This is a genomic window from Halostagnicola alkaliphila, from assembly GCF_055379965.1.
Window position 1 is genome coordinate 175,469 of sequence record NZ_AP043827.1, and the last position, 24,556, is coordinate 200,024.

Annotated in this window: 20 protein-coding genes and 1 pseudogene; 6 read left to right on the plus strand and 15 right to left on the minus strand. The window is 60.4% G+C overall.

Translation table 11 applies throughout. The annotated features are described in order from the left end of the window. Nucleotides 1-74: 74 nt before the first annotated feature. Both ACZ5C7_RS22890 and ACZ5C7_RS22895 read right to left on the minus strand, forming a co-directional pair. Nucleotides 75-278 (minus strand): hypothetical protein, encoded by a 204-nt coding sequence (locus tag ACZ5C7_RS22890; RefSeq protein WP_464378817.1) that lies wholly within the window; start codon nt 276-278, stop codon nt 75-77. Nucleotides 279-359: 81 nt separating this feature from the next. Then, nucleotides 360-1,049, minus strand: a complete 690-nt coding sequence (locus ACZ5C7_RS22895) for a cob(I)yrinic acid a,c-diamide adenosyltransferase (protein WP_464378818.1) — start codon at nt 1,047-1,049, stop codon at nt 360-362. Between the two features lie 160 nt (nt 1,050-1,209). On the opposite strand from ACZ5C7_RS22895, the gene ACZ5C7_RS22900 reads away from it, so the two are divergent. Continuing rightward, nucleotides 1,210-1,566, plus strand: a complete 357-nt coding sequence (locus ACZ5C7_RS22900; RefSeq protein ID WP_464378819.1) for a helix-turn-helix domain-containing protein — start codon at nt 1,210-1,212, stop codon at nt 1,564-1,566. A 765-nt stretch (nt 1,567-2,331) separates the two neighbouring features. Here ACZ5C7_RS22900 and ACZ5C7_RS22905 read toward each other — a convergent pair. The 4 genes from ACZ5C7_RS22905 to ACZ5C7_RS22920 form a co-directional block, all read right to left on the minus strand. Beyond that, nucleotides 2,332-3,138: an SDR family NAD(P)-dependent oxidoreductase gene (locus ACZ5C7_RS22905; protein WP_464378820.1), complete on the minus strand. Its 807-nt coding sequence runs from the start codon at nt 3,136-3,138 to the stop codon at nt 2,332-2,334. 132 nt (nt 3,139-3,270) lie between these two features. Next, nucleotides 3,271-4,065, minus strand: coding sequence for an ATP-binding cassette domain-containing protein (locus tag ACZ5C7_RS22910; RefSeq protein WP_464378821.1), 795 nt, complete (start codon nt 4,063-4,065; stop codon nt 3,271-3,273). Next, nucleotides 4,062-5,066, minus strand: a complete 1,005-nt coding sequence (locus ACZ5C7_RS22915) for an ABC transporter permease (RefSeq protein WP_464378822.1) — start codon at nt 5,064-5,066, stop codon at nt 4,062-4,064. The genes ACZ5C7_RS22910 and ACZ5C7_RS22915 overlap by 4 nt, the downstream gene beginning before the upstream one ends. A gap of 12 nt (nt 5,067-5,078) precedes the next feature. After that, nucleotides 5,079-6,188 carry a sugar ABC transporter substrate-binding protein gene (locus ACZ5C7_RS22920; RefSeq protein WP_464378823.1) on the minus strand — a complete coding sequence of 370 codons (1,110 nt, stop codon included), beginning with the start codon at nt 6,186-6,188 and terminating at the stop codon, nt 5,079-5,081. A 364-nt stretch (nt 6,189-6,552) separates the two neighbouring features. On the opposite strand from ACZ5C7_RS22920, the gene ACZ5C7_RS22925 reads away from it, so the two are divergent. Beyond that, nucleotides 6,553-8,370 (plus strand): alpha-L-fucosidase, encoded by a 1,818-nt coding sequence (locus ACZ5C7_RS22925; RefSeq protein ID WP_464378824.1) that lies wholly within the window; start codon nt 6,553-6,555, stop codon nt 8,368-8,370. 87 nt (nt 8,371-8,457) lie between these two features. Next, on the plus strand, nt 8,458-9,327 hold the full coding sequence (locus ACZ5C7_RS22930) for an amidohydrolase family protein (protein ID WP_464378825.1): 870 nt from the start codon (nt 8,458-8,460) through the stop codon (nt 9,325-9,327). Between the two features lie 55 nt (nt 9,328-9,382). Here the strand turns inward: ACZ5C7_RS22930 and ACZ5C7_RS22935 are convergent, their stop codons facing one another. Continuing rightward, a complete protein-coding gene (locus tag ACZ5C7_RS22935) occupies nt 9,383-9,721 on the minus strand; it encodes an L-rhamnose mutarotase (RefSeq protein WP_464378826.1) in 339 nt (112 codons plus the stop codon). An 83-nt stretch (nt 9,722-9,804) separates the two neighbouring features. Continuing rightward, a complete protein-coding gene (locus ACZ5C7_RS22940; protein WP_464378827.1) occupies nt 9,805-10,884 on the minus strand; it encodes a Gfo/Idh/MocA family protein in 1,080 nt (359 codons plus the stop codon). 99 nt (nt 10,885-10,983) lie between these two features. On the opposite strand from ACZ5C7_RS22940, the gene ACZ5C7_RS22945 reads away from it, so the two are divergent. After that, nucleotides 10,984-11,436 carry a MaoC family dehydratase gene (locus ACZ5C7_RS22945; protein ID WP_464378828.1) on the plus strand — a complete coding sequence of 151 codons (453 nt, stop codon included), beginning with the start codon at nt 10,984-10,986 and terminating at the stop codon, nt 11,434-11,436. A gap of 54 nt (nt 11,437-11,490) precedes the next feature. Here the strand turns inward: ACZ5C7_RS22945 and ACZ5C7_RS22950 are convergent, their stop codons facing one another. The 4 genes and pseudogenes from ACZ5C7_RS22950 to ACZ5C7_RS22965 form a co-directional block, all read right to left on the minus strand. Next, the gene (locus ACZ5C7_RS22950; protein WP_464378829.1) at nt 11,491-12,726 is read right to left on the minus strand and encodes an ABC transporter substrate-binding protein; all 1,236 of its coding nucleotides are present in this window, start codon (nt 12,724-12,726) and stop codon (nt 11,491-11,493) included. Nucleotides 12,727-12,766: 40 nt separating this feature from the next. Then, complete coding sequence (locus ACZ5C7_RS22955; RefSeq protein WP_464378838.1) at nt 12,767-12,913, minus strand: AMP-binding enzyme; 147 nt, start codon at nt 12,911-12,913, stop codon at nt 12,767-12,769. A gap of 13 nt (nt 12,914-12,926) precedes the next feature. Further along, a pseudogene (locus ACZ5C7_RS22960) lies at nt 12,927-14,396 on the minus strand (acyl-CoA synthetase); the annotation flags it as partial. Continuing rightward, on the minus strand, nt 14,393-15,547 hold the full coding sequence (locus tag ACZ5C7_RS22965) for a glycoside hydrolase family 88 protein (RefSeq protein WP_464378830.1): 1,155 nt from the start codon (nt 15,545-15,547) through the stop codon (nt 14,393-14,395). The gene ACZ5C7_RS22965 and the pseudogene ACZ5C7_RS22960, both read right to left, overlap by 4 nt. Nucleotides 15,548-15,607: 60 nt before the next feature. On the opposite strand from ACZ5C7_RS22965, the gene ACZ5C7_RS22970 reads away from it, so the two are divergent. Then, on the plus strand, nt 15,608-16,798 hold the full coding sequence (locus ACZ5C7_RS22970) for a CaiB/BaiF CoA transferase family protein (protein ID WP_464378831.1): 1,191 nt from the start codon (nt 15,608-15,610) through the stop codon (nt 16,796-16,798). 105 nt (nt 16,799-16,903) lie between these two features. Here ACZ5C7_RS22970 and ACZ5C7_RS22975 read toward each other — a convergent pair whose 3' ends face one another. From ACZ5C7_RS22975 to ACZ5C7_RS22985, 3 genes are all read right to left on the minus strand, one after another. Next, nucleotides 16,904-20,278 carry a glycosyl hydrolase family 95 catalytic domain-containing protein gene (locus tag ACZ5C7_RS22975; protein ID WP_464378832.1) on the minus strand — a complete coding sequence of 1,125 codons (3,375 nt, stop codon included), beginning with the start codon at nt 20,276-20,278 and terminating at the stop codon, nt 16,904-16,906. A 325-nt stretch (nt 20,279-20,603) separates the two neighbouring features. Then, entirely contained in the window at nt 20,604-21,701 is a 1,098-nt protein-coding gene (locus ACZ5C7_RS22980; RefSeq protein ID WP_464378497.1) for a Gfo/Idh/MocA family protein, read from the minus strand. Nucleotides 21,702-21,706: 5 nt separating this feature from the next. Further along, complete coding sequence (locus ACZ5C7_RS22985) at nt 21,707-22,882, minus strand: mandelate racemase family protein (RefSeq protein WP_464378498.1); 1,176 nt, start codon at nt 22,880-22,882, stop codon at nt 21,707-21,709. Nucleotides 22,883-23,520: 638 nt separating this feature from the next. On the opposite strand from ACZ5C7_RS22985, the gene ACZ5C7_RS22990 reads away from it, so the two are divergent. Then, a complete protein-coding gene (locus ACZ5C7_RS22990; RefSeq protein WP_464378499.1) occupies nt 23,521-24,288 on the plus strand; it encodes an IclR family transcriptional regulator in 768 nt (255 codons plus the stop codon). Nucleotides 24,289-24,556: the final 268 nt, after the last annotated feature.

The following is a 24,556-nucleotide window of genomic DNA, read 5'->3' on the forward strand; positions in this document are numbered from 1 at the left end:
CGCGTACGCCGACTCCGTACTGCCGTGATATCGTCCTATCGGTTTCTCGAGCCCAGCCGACTGGACGACGGAACCTATTCCGACTGTTCTGCGTCGCCGTCATCGTCGAATGCGACGCGTTCGTTGGGGTGTGGTTCGATATGGCTAAGCGTCTCGTGTGGAATATACCCGATGTTGTACCCTTCTTCGTTGTGGAGGACGATTCCCTGTTCGTACTCTCGAAAGTCGTAGCAGTTGATCTCTTCGTACGTATTCCCAGGTTTGTAGATAACTCGCATATCGATGCGTAGAAAGGTTAAACTATTCTGAGCTTGGCTTGCAAATACAAGTCGCTGAACTCCCCACTTTCCACCAAACAGTTAAAATTCGGTTCCGCGTCTGGCACGCTGGTTATTGTCGATTGGATGTTTCTCTTTGCGGACGTTCGTCACGAGGTCGGCTTCGTCGACCAGATACTCGGGGCGAGTGTGGCTTCCCGAAAGCACTAACTCGAGATCGTCGGGTTTGGCGTCGATTACGTCTAGAACGTCAGATTCCTCGATCAACCCGCGATCTGCGGCGTAGAGCATCTCGTCGAGAATAAGCATGTGAACGCCATCACTGGGTTCCCCTGATAAGGAGAACGGCGTCGAAATGTCGGCCGTTTGAGCGGCTTCGAGAAGTTCGTGGGTTCGCTCGAGACCCGCTTGGGCCTCGGCTTCGTGGTCAGTTTCGTCACTGCCGTCTTCCATCCCGTGCCAGCCGTAGTGGCCGAGGTTTTCGTAAGAAATACCCGGCAGGGCAGCAATAGCGTTGTACTCGCCCCGGACCGCATCGACGCTCGAGGCACCCCCTTTCATGAACTGGAGCATGTGGACGCGATAGCCGTGGCCTGCGGCTCGCATCCCCATGCCGAGCGTTGCGGTCGTTTTCCCTTTTCCATCGCCCCACCAAACCTGTACGAGGCCGAACTCGTCCGGCGCGGCCGGCTCGATTTCGTCGGCTTCGGGGGAACGCCCCTGACCGGGGGTGTTCTCGAGCGTCTTCTCGGGTGTTCGGTCCGTGGTCATCGTTCGGCCGACTTTGTAACTGAACGTAGTTATACTATCGCTTCGTAATTGATGGCGGTCAGTATCGACGTATTGTCTCGGGGGTTCGCTCGCGTCGAGGTGGAACTATCTCGATCCGACTACCAAATACGTCATTAGGCTCCGCTCCAAACGGACGGTAATGCCAGTCGAGTTTCCGCCGGTCGAAGACGACGCCGATTTCGAGCGTGTCGTCACCGTTCTGGACGATGCCGCCTGCCGGAAGATAATCTCGACACTCGAGGTGCCGATGACCGCAAGCGAGATCGCAACGAAAACGGAGCTACCGCTTTCGACGACGTACAAAAAATTGGATAGATTGACGGAGGCGTCACTCGTGCGCGAGACGGTCGGGATTCGGCAGGGTCGACATCGTGAATCCAGGTATATTGCCGATTTCAGCGAAATCGCGATCGATCTCGACGACGAGCAGGACTTACAGCTGTCGATCGAACGGTCGGATTCCCGTCACACAGAAATTTGGTCCCCTGAATTGTAGGGATTCGCTGTCGTATTCCGAGTCAATTTCTTCGAACGCTGATCGTACCGCGATCGAGTGCCAAGGTCGAGATCCTCCTGATCGAAGTCAACGAATCACACTTAATACATATATGTGAAAGTGACACTATCGATTTACTCCTTTTCAAATCCTGGGCGTAGAACTTCTTTCGAATCGCTAGTGAGTATAGTATTGTGAGTAGTTTGAACCTCTATTGCGGTCGTCAAACCAAGAGTTTGTGATCAATTGTAGCGATAACAAAGTCGAATATTACGATTATGAGTGGCTGAATACCAGTTACTATTCGGCCTCATCATCTTCTCGCGTTCATTGTCAGGGGAATCCGTCCCACCTGAACCAAGCTAACGAAGTATTACACAAGAATAGTATCTTCTTGAGGAAATAGCCCAGCTACGTCACTGTGAAAGAGAGATCGACTATTGGAGGAAATACGAGACTCACGAAATAGTATACTTCCTCCAGGATATATACGGCATCTCTCTACGATATTGTATTTATATACCAATACTATATCGCAGATCTATCTAGTATCACTATTGTCGGTAATAGTCTCCTCTACAGTGAAAATGAGTAATAGTAAGATAAGGAACAAACCTGAGAAGACACCTTCTCGTTATTCTGTCTGGGCAGCTCAGTCAACGTTCGAAACGTTTCTGGAACCGAACCCGGTCTCGAATTCGATCGTCATCGTTCACTTCGTTCTCGTTCGAATAGCGCCTGTGACACGAGCGTTCGAATCGCACGTTACTGAAGATTACCACCGCCGCTAACTCGAACGATCGTCCCGACGACGTACGACGCGGCGTCGCTACAGAGATACAACACGGTATCGGCGATGTCTTCGGGCTCGCCGAGTCGCCCGAGCGGCCGCTCGTTTCCCCAGCGTTCGAGCACGTCGTCCGCCGTCAGGTCCGGATCGCCGTCCGCGATTTGGGCCGCTTCGTATCGGAGTTGTCTGGATGACGTTACGTCGGTGGAGACGGCGTTCATTCGAATTTCTTCTTCGGCTAATTCGTGGGCCATTCGCCATGTAAGCCCATTAATAGCGGTCTTCGAGGTTCCATACAATCCTCGCCTTCCCGTTCGGCGATCACCGGTCTGACTACCGATATTCACAATCGAGCCGTCAACGCCGTGATCGATCATGTGTCGTGCAACGAGTTTCGATGCATAGTACTGGGATCGAACGTTGACGTTCATGGTGAATTCCCAATCCTCAAGCGATGCATCGACCATCGACGCTTCGTCGGGCCAGACGGCGGCGTTGTTGACGAGAACGGAAATTTCGTCGAACGCCGAACTCGCTCGATTGATCACCGCTTCGATTTCTTCGGGATTGGAGAGATCGGCCGTCACTCCGATTACCGTTCCCTCGCCACAGTCCTCGAGTTCCGAGACCGTCTCGTCGACGGCGGACTCGGTCCGCGAGTTGACGACGACGTTAGCGTCCGCTCGAGCGAATCCTTCGGCGATCCCGCGGCCGATTCCACTGGTCGATCCGGTAACGATAGCTGACTCACCGCTGTAATCGAACGTCGTGTGTCCGGCCATATTGTACAGTAATAGGAACAGCCACCGTAAAAATCTATGTCTCGTAACGCTCGCTGTCAGGGTTATTGAGTGACTGTGGAGCCGAGGATTTGACTCGGTGGGTACCGAAAACGGTGTGAGCGGTCGACCGGATTACGATCGTTGACCGGTTACCATCAACGAACTGAGTTCCTCTTTGGTTACCGAGTCCGTATCCGCCATCTCGGCTATTTTCCCCTGATAGAGGACGCCGACCCGATCGGCGAGCTCGAAAATCTCGTCGAGACTGTGACTGACGATGATTATCGTCTTCCCGTTTTCCTGTAGGTTCCGAACCGTGTCTTGGACGAGCTGGGTCGCGTCGACCGAGAGCGCACTCGTCGGCTCGTCCAGAATAACGATGTCCGGATCGAACGCGAGCGCTCGAGCGATGGCGACCAGTTGGCGTTCCCCGCCGGAGTGGAACGCGACTTCGGCGCGCGGGTCGATGTCTCGTTTGAGGTGCGTATCGATGATCGACTCGGCCCGTTCGTACGTTTCGTTCCAGTTGATCGACTTTACGGGTCCGATCTTCTTGTTGGGAAAGTTCCCCATGAAGATGTTGGTCGCTACGTCCAGGTCGTCCATCAGCGCCAGATTCTGGTAGACGGTTTCGATGCCGCGATTGCGGGCGTTTTCGGGACTCTCGAACTCGACCGGCTCACCGTCGAGATACATCTGGCCCTTGGTCGGTTTGTGAACGCCACACAGAACGTTCATCAAGGTCGATTTCCCCGCCCCGTTGTCGCCGACGATCGCCAGAATTTCGTTTTCGTGGACGGTCATGTTGACGTCCTCGAGCGCGATGATCCGGCCGAATAGTTTTCGGACGTTTTCGACTGCGATTTTCTCCGTCGGGTTTTGGGAGGATTCGATATCACCGGTGACGTCGGGTGATTCGCCGTTCATGTACCGGCCCCCGCCGAAAGGACTTGTTTCCGGATGTTTGCCTTCATGTTGTACAGCAAGATCGCGATCAGGAGTACGATCCCGTTGACGACCTCGATGAGCGTCGGATCGAACCCGCCGACGTTGAGGGAGGTTTCGATGATGCTCAACAACAATACCCCACCGAGTGCGCCGAGCAATTTACCGCGACCACCGAAGAGGCTGATTCCGCCGATGATTGCGGCCGCGAACGCGGGAAACACCATATCGTCTGCAATATTCGGAGACACGATACCCGTGTAGCCGGTCAACATCAATCCCGCAATCGCACAGAAGAAGCCACTCAGCGTATACACGAGGATAATCGTTCGTTCGGTGTTGATCCCGACCGCACGTGCGGATTCCTCGTCGCTGCCGACCGCGTACACGGCCTGTCCGAACTGCGTGTATCGGAAGATACCCGCCATCAATGCAAACGAGGCGAGTAAGATTCCGATTGCGACGACCGCATTATTTCCCGGTGCAGTGTAGCCGTCGGGAAGACCTGAGATGGGTTGTGTCGTCAATGCGAGCTTTCCGCCGCCGAAGATGATGAAGAACGCCAGCGTCTGGAGGAACGGATTCATGCCGAATTTTGCGATCATGACTCCATTTGTCGCGCCGATCGCACATCCGACCCCGATGATGATCAGCACACCGAGGATGGGGTTAGAGACGAGACTCCACTCGGCGAGCACCATCGCGGTAAACACCGCGGAGAATCCTGCGATGGCTCCGACAGAGAGGTCGAAGTGCCCGGATAACAGGCAGATACTTTCCGCCAGGACGATCAGTCCGAGCGGGACCGCTGCGAACAACATCAGTCTGAGCGTCGCCGTGTTCGTAAAGACGCGCGGAACGGCGAGCAATACCAGTACTGAGATGACGGCCAGGATCGGCCAGATCATGTTGTCGAGCAGGATCAGTACCGGGCGTTCGGGTATTCGCTCGAGTTGGTTGTCGATGATGGTAGAAGTACTCATGGAAAAATGCTGTTAGCCCCAAATATTCCCCCAAAGACCCGGGTCGTCGACGTTTTCGTCGGTAACGACGATACCGGCGGTCAAGACGTGCGTGTGTCCGTCGTGTTCTTCGACCTCCGCCGGGGCCCAAATGGGGTTCTCCCAGAGTTGGGTCCCTTCGTATTCGATGGGATCGAACGGGTAGTCGTCTTCGTCGACCGTGTCGCCAGGTTGGGGCAACGCATCGTCGCCGTCCTCGAAGTAATCGAGCATCTGTTGAATCGCCAGTGGAATGTAGAAGTGTGCCGGTTGGTCGACGGCGGCGTCGATGTACCCGTCCTCGATGAGGGGATTCACGTCCGGTCCGGCGTCCGGCTGCGTGTGGACGATGTGATCGTCGTCTCCCGCCGGAGCGTCGAGATCCAGCCGGTCGAGCGCATTTTGGACCCCGATCCCACACGTCATGTTCGTCGCGTAAATTCCGTCGGGCGCGTCGTTCGCGCTCAGGTAGTCTTCGGTCGTCGACTGTGAGTCTTCGATGCTCCAGTTCGTCTGGATCGTGTCGACGACGTCGACGTTATCCTGCGCGTCGATGTACTCGTCGAAGCCGTCCGTCCGGGCGTTCGACGCCTGGTTAAAATCTCCGCGAACGTGAAGTACTGTGTACTCGTCTTGATCCGAGTATTGCTCCTCGAGACTCTCGACCATCAGTTCACCGCAGGTTTCCCCGGCCTCGGCGTTCCCGAACGCGGTGAACGTCTTGATCGCGTCCGTTGTCCCGGGGTCGTTGACGGTGAAGACGGGAATATCTGCATCATCAGCTTCGTTTATCGCTTCGTCGACCGCCTCGTCGAACGGCGCGGCGATGATCGCGTCGTAGCCCTCCGCGACGAACTGTTGAATATCAGTCACCTGCTCGGCTGAGTCCTCGTCGTGGCTGACGACGTTGTAGGATATCCCCTGTTCTTCGGCATACATCTCCCCCGCCTCGTAAAAGGCAGTAACCCAGTCTCCGCCGACGAGATGTTGTGACACTCCTACCCGAAGCGAATCGTCGTCGTCTTCCCCCATACAGCCGGCGACCCCTATCGCACTTGCGCCAGCGATGGACGCTAGGTAGCCACGTCTGCTAGTGATGTGCATACAAGTGAAATCACTGCCAGCTACCATAATAAACGTTGTGGAGGGTAGCGTACACTTCTTTCCGTTCTTTTGCCTTCCTCGTCGTTTGGTCGCCTCGTCGTCGTTGCCACTCGAGATCAAGCCGTCGGCGCGGCCTCGTAATCGATTCGTAATCCTCGTTTCGCGTAGAACGCTCGAGTCGAATTCGCGTTCCGTTCGAGTTCAAACGTGATACGGGGGAGCGATGCGACGATTTCCGCAAGCTATCCAAAGAATTCGGAATGAATCGCCGTCGGCCAATGGTGTGTTGGTGGTTCTGTGCAAGTTCAATTAATGGGAAAGTTTTATTTACCGAAATATTGATCGAGTACCTGTGGCCTAGAGAATGATTGACAAAGACTCGTCCGACGAGAGAACCGACGATGCGGAAACGAACGATCTCCCCGAAGGAAGCGAAACTCCGCGGCGACGATTTCTCGCCGCTAGCGGTGCGGTCGCGATCGGCTCTACGATCGGGGTGGTTCCCGGGGCTGCCGGACAGGCGCAGTCGTCTCCCCGGAGCTTCGAGGAGTTCGAAGACGGGATCGAAGAAACGGTTTCGAACGCACAATCGGTCGTCGAAGATGGACCGCTCGACCCAGATTGGGACTCACTATCCGACGTTACCCACGTCCCGGAGTGGTTCCGCGACGGAAAGTTCGGGATTTTCTGTCACTGGGGGCCGTACTCGGTGCCGGCCTACGCCCACGAGTGGTACCCTCGCCAGATGTACAACCTCGAGGACGGCATCAACGATTATCACACCGAAACGTACGGTGAGCCCGACGAGTCTCCATATCAGGAGTTTGTTCCGGAATTCACCGCCGAATCGTTCGACGCAGCGGAGTGGGTCGACCTCTTCGAACGGGCGGGGGCGAAATATGCGGGACCGGTGGTCGAACACCACGACGGCTGGTCGCTTTGGGACTCCGCTATCACCCCTTGGAACGCCGGCGATACCGGCCCCGAGCGAGATCTCACCGGCGAACTCGAGTCGGCGATCCGAGATCGAGACATGCGTTTCGTCGCGACGTTCCACCACTCGTACAATCTGATCGGGGAGGACGGCTACTTCTCTTTCGCGTACGAAAACTACGAATCGGTAACTGAGGGGTACCCGGATCGAGTGATGTACGGCAATCTTCCCGAAACGTTGCAGTACGACACGTGGTTTGCGAAACTCTCCGAAGTCGTTTCGGGATATCGTCCCGACTTCGTCTGGTTCGACTGGGGACTCTCCGAGATCCCCGACGAATACCAACAGCGCTTTCTTGCGTACTACCACAACGAGGCGACGGAGTGGGGCCGGACCGTCGTCACCACGAACAAGGAAGACACCATGCCGACGGACGTCAGCGTGGCCGATTTCGAACTCGGACGGCCTCGGCACATGCAAGATCAGGCCTGGAACGCCGAGTTCAAAGTGGCCGACGAAGGCGGGTGGGGATACGTCGAAGACCGCACCTTCCATTCCGCGTCACACCTCGTCCACGTGTTGATCGATTGCGTGAGCAAGAACGGGCAGCTCTTGTTGAGCATCGGCCCCAAAGTCGACGGGACGATCGAACAGGCCGAGCGCGATCGCCTGCTGGCGATCGGCGACTGGCTCGAGACGAACGGCGAGGCGATCTACGAAACGCGCCCGTGGGACGCGTTCGGCGAGGGGCCGACCAGGCTCGAGGAAGGTGGCGAGTTCATCGAGGACGTCGAGTACGGCCCCGAAGACGTCCGATACACGCGTTCGAAAGACGGGGACACGGTGTACGCCATCGTGATGGGACGTCCAGTCCCCGGCGAACTCACGTTCGAAGGGATGGCGGTCTGCAACCCGACGAACGCACCTACGACGCCGCCTGGACACGGTGGAACGCCACCCGGACACGGCGAAACGCCATCCGGACACGACGAGACGTGCGAGGACGGCACCGAAGCCCCCGAATTCGATGTGGACGCCTCCCCGGGACAGGGCGAGACGCCTCCCGCCGAGTCTCCTCATTCGGTTCGACTGCTCGGTCACGGCGCGGTACCGTACTTCGTTTCGGACGACGATCATCCCGCCGTCGTCGTCCCCGAGCTGTCGGAGTCGGACCAATCCACCGACATCGCAATCGTGGTCGCGTTCGAAGACGTCGACCTACAACCCACCGAGGCGGCCCACGAGTAATTCGTCGCGAGCGATCGACCGGTTTCAGTTTCTTTCGCCGCTCGAGCGTCCACCTATCTTTATGTGGAACTCGTTCGATCGTACGGTATGGACGTGATCGATACGCACACCCATGCGTGGGGCGTCTCGAGCGACGAACTCCCTTGGCAAGCCGAGGTCCTCCCGCCCGAGTGGTCAGGTTCGTACACGCACAACGATCTCGTTGGCGATATGAACGCCGCGGAGGTCTCCGAGTCGGTACTCGTCACGACGCCGCTGTACGGCCGCGGCGTCCGCGCGAACGAGTACACGATGCGAAGCATCGAGGCCCATCCCGATCGACTTTACGGCGTCGGATTGGTGGAATTTTTCCAGTCGGACACCGACGACGTTCTCGCGGCGCTCAAACGCGTCACGGGCCATCCGCGAATGCTCGGCGTTCGCATGCACGCGGCTTTGGAGTACGAGCGGATTCCAACGACGATGGACCGCCACGGCGATTGGATACTCGACGAGCGCCTCGACCCCGTGTGGCGGACAGCGGCGGAACTCGATACCTGCATTTTCGTCTTCCCGAAGGCCCAGCAACTCGAGCACCTGATCGAACTCGCCGGCCGCTATCCGGAGACGACCATCGTCGTCGATCACATGGCGTGGCCGGACGAGACGACCGATCCGAACGACGAACCGTGGACCTATTTTTCGGAACTCGCGACCCACGATAACGTCTTCGTCAAGGTGAGTTCCGTTCCGCGGTCGTCGACGGAACCGTGGCCCTACGAGGACATGCACGGATACGTGGCGAACCTCCTCGAGTGGTTCGGCCCCGAACGACTACTGCTGGGTTCGGATTACCCCTGGATGGACAAGTGGGCGAGCTACGATGACTGTCTCTCGTGGCTCGAGACCGTCGATTCGCTTTCGCGGCGCGACAGAGCCTTCCTTTCCTATCGGACGTTCAGGCGTCTCCACAGCTAAAATCGACGAGAGAGAGTCGCCGCGGTCCCAGACCCAACGTCCGAACGATCGGTGATCACGACTCGAACGACCAGAGCTCTTCCATGTACGGCACCTGTTCACCCGCGTCGGCATCGACATCGACGCCTTCGCGTTTGAATTGAGCCACGTGACGTTCCCACGATTGAACGGCGTCGTCCTCGGCCATCACCTCGTCGTAGGCCTCGAGGTCCTCGGCCTCGAGAATGCAGACCGCGATATCGTCGCGGACGAACAGTTGGAATTCCTCGACGCCGGCCCGTTCCATCGCGTCCGTGACGCCCTCGGGAACGTCGCCGTGGGCTCGAAGATAGTCTTCCCGCCGATCGGGATCGATTCGCTGGAGATAGACCGTTCGCTCGGTTTTCTCGGACACACGTAACGAACCGAAGGCCACCGACAAGAGCTTTTCTCCGCGCCGAGCCCGTTCGTTTCGAGTTATTCGACCAGCCACGTCTGTTAGAGGTCCGGAACGTGATCGTCCTCAATGGTTGCCGGATCGACCGCTCGACCCTCGTTCCACGACCGGTACGTCGCGTTCGCGAGCTGAAGCGTCCGAATATTGTCGTCGGGGTGTGTCGGCGGAGTCGTTCCCTCGTCGATCGCGCGTAACAACGATCCCATCGTTCCGATGAACGCGTCGGGGAACCACGCGTCGGGAACGTCGTGGCTCTCCCACGTTTCGTCCGATCGAGACCGGTACTCGAACGTATCCGGACCGCTGTCGGGATAGTAATCGAAGAGCCCGATCGTTCCGCGAACGACCCCTTCGGTCCCCTCAAAGCGAAAGCGCGCGTACGGATCGGCCCAGTTGTTGTGGTTTACGTCGACGACCGCGCGAAGTTGATCCGGATAGGTCAGGGTGTGCGTCGTCCGCGTCTCGCCGTTTGCGGCCTGCTCCGGATCCCGAGCCATCAGCGAGTAGACGCCCCCGGGATCGCCGAACAGGTACCGCAACGCGTCCAGGTAGTGGACGCTGTGAAACAGCACTTCGAGTCGCGGGGCCTCGAGCATCCACCCCCAGTTCGACCAGTCGGTTTCGATATTGGCGTCGATCGTTCCCCGTAGCGGCGTCCCGAGCGCGCCGTCTTCGAGGAGTTCGTTCACCGCTCTGATGGACTTCTCCCAGCGCATCTGCTGGTTGACGGCCGCGACCACGTCCGCCTCAGCGATCGTCTCGCGGATCGCGTTCGCGTCGTCGAATTCCATCGCTAGCGGTTTCTGACACAGGACGTGACAGCCGGCGTCGACGACGGTCTCGACGATCTCGCGTTGATACTGCGGCGGCACCGCGACGTCGACGACGTCCACCCGTTCGGCCATCGCCTCGACGCTCGGGTACGCCTCGAGATCGAACGCGGCCGCGACCTCGTTCGCTCGTCGCTCGTCCACGTCCGTAACCCCGACCACGGAAAAGCCGGCGTCGTCGTACGCCGGAAGGTGGGCGCTCTGGACGATCTCGCCGCAGCCGACGATACCGATGTCGTAGCGATCGTAACTGCCGTACTCTTCGACGTAGTCGTAGTTCGGAGCGACCATACCGACCGATTGCCACCGACCTCCATATATGTTTGTGCGGTTCGGCGTGCACCCAACCGTACGTTTAAGTTCTCTTCCGGTAGAGTGTTTCCTACTCGCATGGACGCTCCAGCTAAAGACACCGAACGGTACTTCGAAGCGATCGACGAGGGAGAACGGTTCAGCGCGGAACAACAGCGGACGATAACCGAGGCGGACGTCGTCAACTTCGCGGGGATCTCCTCGGACTTCCATCCGCTTCACATGAGCAAGACGGTCGCGGCCGAATCCGACTTCGGGGGACGAATCGCCCACGGAAACCTCGTCTTCTCGATCGCCGAGGCGATGGTCGCGGACATGAATCCCCGCTCCTTCTCGTACGGATACGACGATCTCCGGTTCGTCAATCCCGTCCTCGTCGATACGACCATTTCCGCGTACCGGGAGGTCGTCGAGACGGAACCGTACGACGACGACCTCGGCCGGGTCGTCTACGAGTACGAGGTGGAGGACGAAGGCGGCGAGACGCTGCTCGTCTGTAAACACATCACGCTGGTCGAGCGCGAGCCGTAGTTGCTCGAGAGGACAACAGCTACTCGAAAAACTTCACTTTTCGAAAAACTTCACCTACTCGAGGAGCGATTCGGCGCGCCTGTTCGCGTCCGAAAGCGCTTCTGACGGCGACTTTTGGCGGTCGACGACGACGGACTCGACCATCTCGTTCAGGATCTCGTTGAGTTCGACGTACTCGGGAATCTGGGGTAACGTGTTGACGGCGTTCGTGTTCATCTCCTCTGCGACCGAGTAGAACGAGTTCGTCCGCAGGATTTCGGGGTCTCGCCAACTTGAGAATCTGGTTCCCGAGGCACCCTCGAGCGTGGTGATCTTGTCGCTTTCGGGCGTCGTCGCGTGTCTGATGAAGTCGTAGGCGAGTTCCGGGTGGTTGCTCCCGGCGGGCACCGTCAGCCCGTAGAGGACCGTCAACGAGGCGTGTTCTCCGTTTTCGGTCTCCACTCGCGGAATCAGTCCGTAGTTCGTGTGCCCGAACACTTCGGAGCCCTCGGCTTCGGCCATCGCGCCGAAACCCGCCCAGTTCCACATCATCGCCGCCTTCCCGTCGGCGTAGAACTGCCCGGCTTCGACGCTCTCGAGGTCGACGGACTCCGGCGGCGCGACCTCGCGTTCGTGAATCAGATCGTGATAGTACGTCAGTGCATCCCGGCCCGCGTCGCTATCGAACGCCGGTCGTCCCGCGTCGTCGAGGACTTCTCCGCCGCGACTCCAGAGGTGGATCAGGAAGTCGTAGACGTTGTTGTGTCCATCAGGCAGTGCGGCGACGACGGTTCCCCAGAGATCCTCTTGCGGGCGCGTGAAGAATTCGGCAACCTCAAGGAACTCGTCCCAGGTCCGGGGCACCGACAGCGCCCTGCCGTACTCCTCGCGGAATGCCCGCTGTTCGGAGACGCTTTCGAAGAGGTCCTCCCGGTAGTGGAACAGTTCGGGGCCGTCGTGGTAAGGAACGCCGTAGGTAGCCCCGTCGTAGCTGACGAGCGTTCGCATGCTATCGGCCCACCCGTCGGGCCATCCCGCGGGAGGGGTGGTCTCGATCAAATCGTCGAGCGCCCGGAGGTCGCCGGCGTCGGCCGCCGCGGGCAACCAGTCGCTGAGACAGAGAAACAGATCGTACGTGCCGTCGGCGATATCACCGGTTTCGATCAGTTCTTCGTGGATCTCCGGAAGCGGTCGGTGATCGCGGACGAACTCGACGTCTTCGTCGCGTTGTTCGACGAACGAATCCATCTGTCGCTCGAGCGCTCGTTCGAATCCCTCGAACGGGCGGCCGACGAATCGAAGCGTTGGCATACCACTCCCGTAGGGCGAGACGATAATAATCGTTGCGGAGCTATCGATCGAACACCGCATCCCGGTCGGCTTTCCCCGTCCTCGTTTCCGGGATCGACGACCTGAACCGAATCTCTCGTGGCGCTTTGTGCGGCCCGACTCGTTCTCGTACCGAGCGCTCGAGCTCCCTCGCGGAAGGTCTCGTCACCCGCTCTACCGTCCGGGACGACCGCCGCGGCGACTCGTTGCCCTCGTTTCTCGTCGGGGACGCCGGCGACGACGGTCTCCGCGACGTTCGGATGATCCGCGAGGGAGTTCTCGATTTCGACGGGGCTGACGCGGTAGCCCGAGGTGATGATGAGGTCGTCCGCTCGGCCGCGGTGGGCCAGGTACCCCTCGTCGTCCCGGACGGCCAGATCGCCGGTATCGAACAGGCCGTTCTCGAAGTACGCATCCGCCGTCGCGTCGGGATCGCCGAGGTACTCGAGAAAGAGCGCCGGGTCGGCCGGATCGAGCGCGATGCGGCCGACCTCGCCGTTGGCGACCGGTTCGCCGTCCTCGTCGACGAGGCGGACGTCGTGGCCGGGATAGGGTTTCCCCATCGTCCCCTCGCGTGCGGGATAGGCCGCCTCGCAGTCGCCCACGAGCGCGTTCGCCTCGGTCTGTCCGTACGCCTCGTTGACGGTCACCTCGAGGGTTTCACCCGCCCATCGCCGCACGTCTTCCGAGAGGGACTCGCCGCCGCAGTTGACGACCGCGAGCGACTCGAGGGATCCGTCGACGCCGTGGGTCCGAAGCTTGCCGAGCGCCGTCGGCGGCATGAAGGTGTGCGTGACGCCCGTCCGATTCATAACTTTCGTCGCTCGTTCGGGATCGAATCCGCTCCGGCGCTCCTGCGCCACGACGGTTCCGCCCAGCGCGAGCGTCGGATAGACGACGTCGAAGAGTGCGCCCGCCCAGGCCCACTCGGCCGGGGTCCACACGCGACTCCCGCGTGCGGTCTCCCGGTCAAACAGCTCGAACCAACACTGGTAGCCCGGCAACGACCCGATGAGGTACCGGTGACCTTGCACGACCCCTTTCGGCGTCCCGGTCGTCCCGGAGGTGTAGAGCACGAACGCGGGGTCCTTCGGAGTCGTTTCGGTTATGCGGAGCGTTTCGTCCGTCCCGTCGTTCGGGTCAGTCACGAGCGAGCCGGCAAGGTCGCCCAGCGCGTCGCGACTTCGCGTCGACGCCGGTTCGACGACGAACGTTTCCGACGGCGTTCGAACCGAGAGGCGGCCCGCCTTCGCGCGGTCGACGACCAGCGCGGACGCGCCGCCGTGCTCGAGCGCGTGTTCGAGGTGATCGTCGCTAAGGAGCATCGAGAGCGGAACGACGACGCCGCCGCGGGCCAGCGTCGCCAGATGGACGACGAGCAGTTCCGGACACTGCGGGAGACAGACGCCGACGGCATCGCCCTTGCTGACGCCCCGGTTCGACAGCGCCCCAATGGTCGCCGAGACCGCTCGCTCGAGTTCGCCGTAGGTCAGCGCCGTTTCGCCGCCGTCGACGTCGACGTACCGGACCGCCGTGTTCTCCGCCGGCGAGTCGAGACAGACCTCCGCGATGTTGAATTTCGCGGGGACGTCCCACCTGAAGGTCGGCCACCCGCCGTCGGTCGCCGGATCCGAGAGCTCGTACCCGATCATCGTCGTTCGTCGAGTTCGCGTTCGACGGCTCGAGCGACGTAGTAGTCCGTCCAGACGTGTTCCGTATCGGTCGCGTACTCGCCCGGCTTGTTGAAGCAACTGTGTTCGACCGCGCCGTAATTCGACGCGTCCTGATCCGTCACGAGGTACGTGTCGAGGAGCGTCTCGAGCACGTCGCCCCCGTAGGAACGGAGCTCACCCGTCTCGTCGGCGTCGGGTAGCCGCCCTAATCCGTAGGCGACGAGGGCCGCCGCGCTCGTGTCTCGCGGGGACTCGTCGTCGACCGGCGCCTCGAAATCCCAGTAGGGGACCCCGTCGTCGGGCGAGTTGGCTCGGTAGTAGGTCACCGTCCGCTCGAGCGCGTCGAGATACCGTTCGGCGCGGGTCTCGTCGTACACCCGAGCCAAGCCGGCGACGTTCCACCCCTGTCCGCGCGCCCAGCACGTCTCGTCGCTGTGGGCGAGTTCGTTGTACTGTCGCTCGAGCGCTCCCGTCTCGAGGTCGAAGACGACGTGGTGCCACGTGCGACCGTCATCGCGGACGTACCAGTCGAGGTGCCGGTCGGCGTGCGAGACGGCGACGTCGCGAAAGCTGGCGTCGTCGGTCTCCTCGTACGCTCGCCAGAGAACCGGAAGCGCGGTGTACACGTTGTCGACGGCGCCGATTCGGTCTCCGGAGGGTCCGTGATCGCTTTCGGGGCCGCGAAACTGCTCCGGGCCGGCGATGTCGAGTCCGCCGAGTGCGATCTGTCTGGCCCGTTCGTGGTAGAGATCGGTCATCGCATCGGCACCCTCGAGGCCGAGCGCGAACAGGTCGCGGTCGCCGGTCCGATCGTATCCCTCGAAGCCCGCGTAACAGAAGTTCATCCCGCAGAACATCGATTCTCGGGGCATGTACGAACGCATCGTCTCCGTGTGTTCGCGCGCGGCGCGTTCGAACCGATCGGATCGGCCGTCCACAACGTGATCGCGGGCGAACCACAACAACCCGATCCAGTGACCGCCACACCAGTTCCCGTTCGGCGTCGTTACCCACGATCCGCCGTCGTCGACGAAGTACGGAAACGCCGTCTCCGTTTCGTCGAGGGTCCGGTCGACTCGAGCGGCTATCGCGTCCGCCGCGTCCCGCAGTGTCTTCGTTGAAACGCTCATACCGTCCTCGAGTATCGCGACCACGATAATATTTATCACCCGCCCCGACGAGAACGAGCCATGGAGCGCGCACTCGAAGACGTTCGAATCGCCGATTTCACACAGATGATGCAGGGTCCGTGGGCGACGCAGAAACTCGCCGATATGGGCGCGGACGTGATCAAGATCGAGCGTCTCGGGGGTGAATGGGAACGCTCGCTCGAGGCGGGCGGCGAACTCTACGACGGGATCAGTCCGTTCTTCCTCGCGATGAATCGCAACAAACGAAGCGTCGCGCTCGATCTCAAATCCGACCGGGGCCGACAGATCGCCTTGGAAATCGCGGCCGAGGCCGACGTGGTCGTCGAGAACTTCCGCCCCGGCGTCATGGATCGGTTCGGGCTCGGGTACGATGACGTCAGCGAGGTCAACCCCGAGGTCGTCTACGTCTCGGGCTACGGGTTCGGGAGCGACGGCCCCTACGCGGACCGGCCCGGTCAAGACTTGCTGTTGCAGTCGATGAGCGGTCTCGCCGGCTACACCGGTCGGCGCGACGATCCACCCACCCCGGTCGGCACCGCGGTCGTCGACGAACACTCCGCGACGCTGATCGCGCTTCACACCGTGATCGCGCTCTTTCACCGAGAACGAACCGGCGAAGGCCAGCGCATCGAAGCTAACCTCCTCAACGCCGCGCTCGATCTCCAGTGTCAAGAGATCACCGCCGCGCTCAACATGGACGAAACGTTCGAACGCAGCGAGGAGGGAATCGGTCAGGCGTGGCTCGGCGGCCCCTACGGCATCTACGAGACGGTCGACGGCTATCTGGCCATCGCGATGGCTCCGATGGAGGCGCTCGCCGAAACGATCGGACTCGAGGAGCTCGCCGAGTACACCTCGCCGAAGGCTGTGTACGAACACCGCGACGAGATCAAGCGGACGCTAGAGGCCTACACGCGGGAGCAACCGACCGACGATCTTCTCGAGACGCTGCTCGAGGCAGATATCTGGGCCGCTCCAGTCAACGATTTCCAGGATATCGCGGCGGATCCGCAAGTCGAGCACAACGACATGCTCATCGAGCTCGAACACCCCGAGGGCGGTACGTTCACCACGACCGGGTTCCCCGTCGAGCACTCGAAGACGCCGGCGACCGTTCGGTACGACCCGCCGACTGCGGGCGAGGACACGGACGAAATTCTCGAGGAACTCGGCTACGACGAATCGGAACGCCGATCGCTCGACGACGCGGACGTGATCGATCGAGCCTGAGCCGGCTGTCGCTGTTTTGCTCTTCTCGAGGCGTCCACCTGCGACCCGGAGACGGCGAAAAAAGACGAATCGGAAATCGCGCCGAGAAGTCGTCTCGTCGATACCCTAGCTCGAGCCGTACTCGAAGGAATCGAACATCGCGGTCGACAACTCCTCGTCGTTTGCCGAGGTGGTAAACAGCGCTACGTCCTGAGTCTCTTCGATCCCCGGGACGTCCGCCGAACCGACTTCGGACCACGATTCGCCGTCGGTGCTGTAGGACCCGGTGATCGTTTCGCCCTCCTTCTCGAGGCGCAACCAGCACGGGTAGGTTGGATCGCCCGCGGTCTCTCGATCGTTGACGTACCCGTCACCGCTGTCGTCCCACTCGAACATGAACCCGTGCGTCGGGGTCGCCGAAATGTGTGCGTAGCCGGTCGATTCGCCGTTCGCCGTGACGTCGTTTCGAATCAGCAGTCCCGCGTTCGCCCAGTCGCTCGTGTTCTCCTGGGACGTCACCTCGACGGTTGCAACGACGCCGCCCTCGACCGGTTCGTCGGGTCGGTAGAGCGCGCCGTACTCGTCCGTCTCGCTCCAGACTTCATCGCCGTTCGCGCTGATGACGAGTTGCTCGTCCCAGGTTCCGAACACGGCGTCGGTCGACGCGAACGACTCGTACTCCTCGGGCAACGGATGGTACAGCCGTACCGCCGTCGATTCCGACTCGCTTCGCTGGCCGTGTTCGTCGTCCGGATCGACGACCGCTCGAACGTCTCGAGTCGTGCCGAGTTCAAACTCGTCGACGTCCCAGGCGTACGTGACGCTTTCCGACGATTCGGGCGGAATCCGCGGAAGCTCGATGTCGTCGATCGGCTCTGCACCCTCGTCCGTCGTGTCGAGCAACCGAATCGTGATTCGATCCGATGTAGTCGTCCCGGCGTTTTCCACGTCGAGTCGAAGCGTTGCCGTCTCTCCGGGATCCATGTTCGTCACCTGCGGTCGAGACGGAATCAGCTCGAGGACGCTCGGAAGCCCGATCTGCGCGTCGCCGACAAGGCGCGGCGACTGGTTTCGCTCGCCGGTCACCTCCTCGAAGTCGTAGGACGGCAGGGGCGCGCCGATTCGCTCGAGAACGTACGAGTCTCCCGCATCGACCTCGAATTCAAGCAGCTCGTCGTCCGTCGGTCCGACGACCGGAGCCGCCGATCCCCCGCCGTTGCCGTGCGAGCGCGCCGCGCCGCCGACTACCCGAACTCGGCGGTCGGGCCACGGGTTCCGGATACGAAGCTCGTCGTCTTCCCCCGCTTGCACGCCAACGTACTGGGGGACACCGTCCCGAATCTGCGTGACGACTCGGTGGTTCCCGACCACGTCGAGTTCGACGTCGCCGTCCCACTCGGTTGGCCACGACGGACAGATCCGGATGAGCCCGTCGTGGGATTGGACTGCCGCCTCCTGTAGCGCACACGTGTGTGCGCCGAGCCACTCGACGTAGGGATTCCCCTGCGTCTGCGCGATCATTCCCGACGGAAGGCCGGACGGCAAGCTGCCGTCGGACTGGTAGGCGTGAAACGCCTGCGCCGAATCCCAAAGGAGCGATTGGAACGTGTCGGTCATGCCGAGGCGCGCAGCCTGAGCCGGCTCGAGCGTCCACGCCTTCGGCGGGTGGTCCTCGACGTTTCCGCCGAGGATGAACGTCCGATTCTCGAAGGTGGAGCGGGCCAGCTCCGTACCGTCGTCGCCGTCGTCGTCGAAGAGCCCCCACGGGTAGATCGGCTCGAGTTCGACGTTGACGGTGTTTTCCCACTCCAGATCCAGCTCGGACCATGCGATCGTTCCGTCGTCGTCTCGAGGGAACTCGGGAATCTTGGGGATCGCCTCCTCTAAGTCGGCCGCGAGTTCGTCGTCGTCGAACCGATCGGCGAGATCGGCGACGAGGGGGAACGTCGATTTCATCACCGCGACGTCGGTCGAGGGGTTACGGGTATCCCACTGCGTTTCGTGAGCGTTCGAGGGTTCGGTGTAGAGAACGCCGTCGTCGTCCTCCCGTGCGTAGGCGAGCATAAACCGCGTCGTCTCCGCCATGACCGGGAACTGCTCCTCGAGAAACGCATCGTCCTGCGTGTAGCGATAGTGATCCCAGATCAGGTGCGTGAGCTCTCCGCCGGAGGAGTTGATCCGGCCCGTGAACCACGGGTCGCCGGTCAACTGCCAGTCTCCCTCTCCGGCCTGGGTCATGACCTCCGGAATCGCCGCGCCGACGTTTTCCGACTGATCCCGCGCCGCTTCCATCTCCGCGCTCGTCACCTCCTTTCGTTTGTCGATGTTCTCCCGATACAACCGAAAGAGCGGCTCGTTGAGGTCGGTGATCCCCGCGGCGAAGCTCGCGAGCACCTGTAACCGGACGTTGAAGTGCCAGTAGCCGTTCGAAAACCCGAGCCAATCGATGTGATCTCCCTGGTACCGGAAGAGGTGTCCCTCCCCAGCGTGGTGGCCGGGTACAACGCCTCTGTTCATCGATGCCTGATAGTAGAGGTTCAGCGTCCGAGCGTTCTCATAGAACGACGCGGCGCCGTCGTCGGACTCGAGTCTCAGCAGATTCGCTCGCTCCCAGAACTCGTGCCACCACGCTTCGTGCGTGGACCGGAGCGACGAGGACGACTGCTCGGTCGCGTCCTCGACCGCGTCAATCGCGTCGTCTTTCGCCGCCTCGACCTCGTCTCCGGGATACGGCGGGAGCGAAACGAACACTCGGAGGGCTCCGTTTTCGTCGGGAGAACAGTGTACCGCGATCGTCGTCTCGTCGACCCGTTCTGCGGATCTCTCTCGACCGTCGGTCGTCAACGCGGCCGCGAGGCTCCACGTCCAGTCCTCCTCGTCGGGTTCGCCGACGAACCGGTCGTCCCCCTCGCCCTCCCACGTTTCGGTGTAGGCCGCCACGGTATCCGTCGTGGTGATCTCCGGATCGCGGTCGTCCTCGAGTTCGAGTGCGACGGTGAGTTCGGAATCGGGATCCACCCCGTCGATATCGACGACGTACAGGTTCTCGTTGTTCGCCGCGTGAACGTAGGTTTCGACGGTCGTTTCACCGCCCGACTGTTCGAACACTCCGTCGTAGAGGGCGACTCGCCCGTCGTAATCGTCGGCGTCCGCGAGATCCTCTAGGCCGTCGATTCGCAGTTGGCCGGCCGATTTCCACTCGACGCCGACGGTGTGGTTCGGATTGAGTTGCGCGGTGAATCCGTCCGCTGCCCAGACGGCCGCGCCGACCCGTCCGTTCCCGACACCCATCGACCACTCGGCCTCGAGCGGCGGCGTCTCGAGGACGATATCGGACCGCTCGACGACCGCTCGATCGTCGATCGCGAATTCGCCGTCGCGCCACGCCGTCGTCCCTCGCTTGGCGTCGTAATCCAACTCGTCGCGTTCGCTGTCGTCCGTGCCGGCGGCGACTCCCGAAAACGCGGAGAGAGCCGCGAACGCACCTGTCGATTGCAACACCGCTCGTCTACTCGCATTGGTTGTGTCCCTGTTCGTTCGCCGCGGAAATTTTGTGTTGTCGGAGCTCATGCTCTACTGTTAATCGTCGAAGTGGCTGTCTGGCTCTCTCGGTACTGTTTATCGTGAGTGAATGTCTCTCACATAATATACTCCCGTTCCACGGACCGTCACTTAACAATGGGGGTATCTAGTAACTCGAAAATCACTTTCGGCGTTCGCGACCGTTCGAGAACGGCTACGGTTGCATCTGTTAGACCCGCTCGCCTCACCCACTCGATCCGATTCGAACGGGGTACCCGCGCCGATCAACAGCCCTCGAGAGAGTTCACCACGAGGTGACGCACACGTCCTGAAGCGGTCTCGCCACCGGAACGTCGATCTGTGAACCAGTGTGATGAGAGAGGTAGAATCCGATGATGATCTCGATCGACCGCATCGCTTCTTCGCCGGGCGAGCCGTTTTCGGCGTCGCCGTCGAGGACGTCGACGATGTGCGATGCCGCGTTTTCGAAGGATCGCTGATAATCGTCTTCCCACGTCCACGCGCCGTCGATCCCCGGGAGCGGTTCTTCGATGTGTTCACCGTCCTCCAACCGCCAGTATCGCCATTCCCCGTCGTCGTTGTTCATGTACAATTTCCCTTCGCTCCCGATGAACTGCAGCGTCATCGAGGAACTCTCTCGAGGGATCGTACAATCGATCGTTACGAACGTCCCATCGTCCATCACGACGAAGCCGCCGCCGCCGGCGTCGTCGACCTGGCGATCGGCGTCGAGGCTGTCGACGGCTTCGTTTTCGCCCGTGATGTATCCCGAAACGGTCTCCGGGCGAGTGTCGAGCAGATAGACGAGGGTGTCGAGCAAGTGCGTCGAGTTACGAAGCAACTCCATTCGGAACTGACTCGTCACGGACTGGATCTCTCCGAGTATCTCCTCTTCTTGGATAAGGGTGTGCAACCGCCGGAGTTTGTCGGTGAACCGGAACGAGTGGTTCACGAGCAGTTCGGTGTCCGTCTCCGCGCAGACGTCGATCATCTCGCGGGCGGCGGTGACCTCGGACGCGATCGGCTTCTCACACCAGATCAGATCGGGATTCGAGGCCGATCGTGCCGCGTCGAGAACGTGACGGTCGTGGAGGTACGACGGCGTACAGACGGAAACGATGTCGAGCGATTCGGCCTCGAGCATGGCCTCGTGACCGACGTATCGGCGATCCGGGTCGATATCCCACGCCTCCCCGAAGCGCTCGAGTTTCTCTTCGTCGATATCCGCGACTGCGACGGTTTCGACTTCCTTCTGGGCGTCGAAGCCGCCGGCGTGACTGGCCTTGATCTTCTCTCGCCCGATCCTCGATTCGTCGTGCATTCCGAGGATTCCCATCCCGGCGATGCCGCCGGTACCGATGATTCCAGCCTTGTATGTCATGTTTTTCACTCGTAGACGTGGAGGGAGCCGGTCTGGTTCTCTTCGATGTACTCCCAGTCGTAGTCGACGCCGAGCCCGGGACCGTCCGGAATAGTGACGTGACCGTTTTCGTCGACCGTTTCGATCATATCGGAGTATTCTCCCCGGTACACCGGCGGTTGCGTGTTCTCACACTTCGGATGGACGAGCGCAAGCTCGTAGTAGTTCGTGTTCCGCGTCGCGGCGATGCACTGGCGCTGTGCCGGACCCGGCGCGTGGAACTCGACGTCGAGCCCGAACGACTCCGCCATGTGCACGATCTTCATCGCGCCGGTGATTCCCGCGTCGTACTCGGGATCGGCGCGGACGAAGTCGGTCCCGTCGCCGACGACGAAATCCGCGTGAGCCTCGAGGCCGCGAACGTGTTCGGTCTGGAGGATCGGCGTTTCGAGCTTTTCGCGCAGTCGGCGGTGCCCCTGCTGTGAGATCCCGCCGTCGCGGTAGGGGTCCTCGTACCAGAAGAACTCCTGTTCGTCGAGCGCGCGTCCGACTTTCAGCGCGTCACCGAACGTTTCGTACTCGCAGGCGGGGTCGAACATGAGGTCCATCTCGTCGCCGACGCGCTCGCCGACGGCGGCGATTGACTCGATTTCGCGCTCGATATTGCGGCTCGCGTCGCCGCCCCCCCAACCGTGGATCTTGTAGCCCGGATACCCCATCTCGAGACACTCTTCGGCGAAGTCCGCGAAGGCTTCCGGCGAGTCGAGCCCTCCGTTCTCGTCACCGTGGTAGGTAGACGCGTAGGCCGGAATCGATTCGCGGTAGGTCCCGAGCAGTTCGTGAATCGGCGCGTCGTAGTACTTCCCAGCGAAGTCCCAGAGGGCGATGTCGATCGGTCCGATGCCCATCCGATCGTACTTTCGGAGCGCTCGCTTGATCTCGCTCCAGTGTTTTTCGCGCTTGAGCGGGTTCTTTCCGATGAGAAAGTCCGCAAACATGTTAATCTGAGCCGCGGCGGGGGAGTTCCCGCCGACGTACTCTCCGGTGATTCCTTCGTCGGTGTGAATCTTAATTCCGAACAGTTTCCGCCACGTCGTCTCACCGGGTTCGTAGACGAGATTGAATCCGTTCTGGTCCGTTCCGAGATCCTCGAGGGGATACTCAAACTCCCGACTCTCTATTCGGGTTATCGTCGGTGCCATACGACATGTTCTACACACCAGCAATATAAACCTCTCTGAAACTGTCGACTAACCTACTACTCCTCGGTCCTGAGCGCTCTTCGTGTCACTACTCGATAACGAAAAACTGTTCAGACATATAGAACGCAGGACGGCGTCCATACATCGGCCCGAACCCGTGGAAGGATGGCTGCAGAAAAGACCGCCCTCCGGCTCGCTGGATAATTACAAATGTATGTATGTAATATCCTCGGCAGGTAACTGGTGGGAAACCACACACTCTCACCGACAGGCTCGAATACGCCGCCGAGAGCCACTTACGAACGGAATTCTATATGTGTGAACGACGATTCCGCCCCCTCTATCGCCGATCGTCTTCGACGGATGCGCTGACGGACGACTAGTCTGTACTGTGTCGAACTGTTGTTACGCGCGTTCAACGCGGTTCGGTTTCACTGTCTCGAGGGAGAGCACGTTGGTCCACGATTCCGGTGTGAGGCGAGTGAAACCGATCGTCGCGCGGTTCGGGACTGTTCGTCTCGACAAGATTGGACACGTTCATCTCTGTAAGTGGATTACACATCCTCCGAACGATACTGGCACTCGAGTTCTACATGCTAGAACAACAATTTTGTACATTGAGTGCATACCGCATGAATATGGAATCAGAACCGAAATATCCGGTCCGCACGACCGCCCGATCGTTCGAGATCCTGGAGTTCCTCAAAGAGAATCACGGGGCGGGAATAACCGAGACGGCCGACGCACTCGATATGAGCAAAGGGGTGGTTCACAACCACTTGAACACGCTCGAGGCGGCCGAGTACGTCGTCAAAGAAGCCGACGAGTATCGGCTCTCGTTGCGGTTTCTCGAACTCGGCGAGTATCAACGAAACCAGACTCGGTTGTATTCGATCGGGAGAGAACACGTCGAGGAACTCGCGTCCGAAACCGGCGAACTGGTCAACCTCGCCACGGAAGAACACGGACGGTGCGTGTACCTGCATCTCTCGAGGGGCGAACAGTCGGTCGAAGTGGACATCCACGCCGGCTGCCGGCCGCCGTTGCACAACACAGCCCTCGGGAAATCGATCCTCGCGCACCTTCCCGACGAACGCGTCGAACGGATCATCGACGTCCACGGTATGGCCCAATCGACCAGTCAGTCGATTGCGGACACGGATGCGCTGTTCTCGGAGCTCGAGCAGGTCCGCGAGCGCGGCGTCGCCTTCGACCGAGAGGAACGACTCCCCGGATTGCGGTGCGTAGCCGCGCCGATCAAGAAAAACAACGGCGACGTCGCCGGGGCGATCAGCGTCTCCGGTCCGATGACGCGGCTTCAGGGGGAGACGTTCGAACGAGAGCTACCGGATCTCGTCCGTAGCACTGCGAACGTCATCGAACTCAATATCGAATACTCGGATTAGCTCAGCTACTCTGTGTCACGTCCCTTTTTGTCTGTAAACGGCCTCGAGCCCTCGAGGGCTCGATCGTTTCGATTACTCTGTTTCCGCGGATTCGTTCTTCGAACGGTGGTGAACCGGTAGCGTGCGAGGCGTTAAGAAATATAATAACATTGGGTACTGTGATGTATGATATTGAAACCGACACTTCGGTCGAACTGTTCTCGTCTCGTTTTCGCGACTCTTGGGTGCCGGTGGCGTCTCTATCGGTGTCGTCGCGTAACACCTACTT

Coding starts and splice junctions, on each gene's coding strand:
- ACZ5C7_RS22890 (WP_464378817.1), bottom strand. CDS start 278: ATGCGAGTTATCTACAAACCTGGGAATACGTACGAAGAGATCAACTGC.
- ACZ5C7_RS22895 (WP_464378818.1), bottom strand. CDS start 1,049: ATGACCACGGACCGAACACCCGAGAAGACGCTCGAGAACACCCCCGGT.
- ACZ5C7_RS22900 (WP_464378819.1), top strand. CDS start 1,210: ATGCCAGTCGAGTTTCCGCCGGTCGAAGACGACGCCGATTTCGAGCGT.
- ACZ5C7_RS22905 (WP_464378820.1), bottom strand. CDS start 3,138: ATGGCCGGACACACGACGTTCGATTACAGCGGTGAGTCAGCTATCGTT.
- ACZ5C7_RS22910 (WP_464378821.1), bottom strand. CDS start 4,065: ATGAACGGCGAATCACCCGACGTCACCGGTGATATCGAATCCTCCCAA.
- ACZ5C7_RS22915 (WP_464378822.1), bottom strand. CDS start 5,066: ATGAGTACTTCTACCATCATCGACAACCAACTCGAGCGAATACCCGAA.
- ACZ5C7_RS22920 (WP_464378823.1), bottom strand. CDS start 6,188: ATGCACATCACTAGCAGACGTGGCTACCTAGCGTCCATCGCTGGCGCA.
- ACZ5C7_RS22925 (WP_464378824.1), top strand. CDS start 6,553: ATGATTGACAAAGACTCGTCCGACGAGAGAACCGACGATGCGGAAACG.
- ACZ5C7_RS22930 (WP_464378825.1), top strand. CDS start 8,458: ATGGACGTGATCGATACGCACACCCATGCGTGGGGCGTCTCGAGCGAC.
- ACZ5C7_RS22940 (WP_464378827.1), bottom strand. CDS start 10,884: ATGGTCGCTCCGAACTACGACTACGTCGAAGAGTACGGCAGTTACGAT.
- ACZ5C7_RS22945 (WP_464378828.1), top strand. CDS start 10,984: ATGGACGCTCCAGCTAAAGACACCGAACGGTACTTCGAAGCGATCGAC.
- ACZ5C7_RS22950 (WP_464378829.1), bottom strand. CDS start 12,726: ATGCCAACGCTTCGATTCGTCGGCCGCCCGTTCGAGGGATTCGAACGA.
- ACZ5C7_RS22965 (WP_464378830.1), bottom strand. CDS start 15,547: ATGAGCGTTTCAACGAAGACACTGCGGGACGCGGCGGACGCGATAGCC.
- ACZ5C7_RS22970 (WP_464378831.1), top strand. CDS start 15,608: ATGGAGCGCGCACTCGAAGACGTTCGAATCGCCGATTTCACACAGATG.
- ACZ5C7_RS22980 (WP_464378497.1), bottom strand. CDS start 21,701: ATGACATACAAGGCTGGAATCATCGGTACCGGCGGCATCGCCGGGATG.
- ACZ5C7_RS22985 (WP_464378498.1), bottom strand. CDS start 22,882: ATGGCACCGACGATAACCCGAATAGAGAGTCGGGAGTTTGAGTATCCC.
- ACZ5C7_RS22990 (WP_464378499.1), top strand. CDS start 23,521: ATGGAATCAGAACCGAAATATCCGGTCCGCACGACCGCCCGATCGTTC.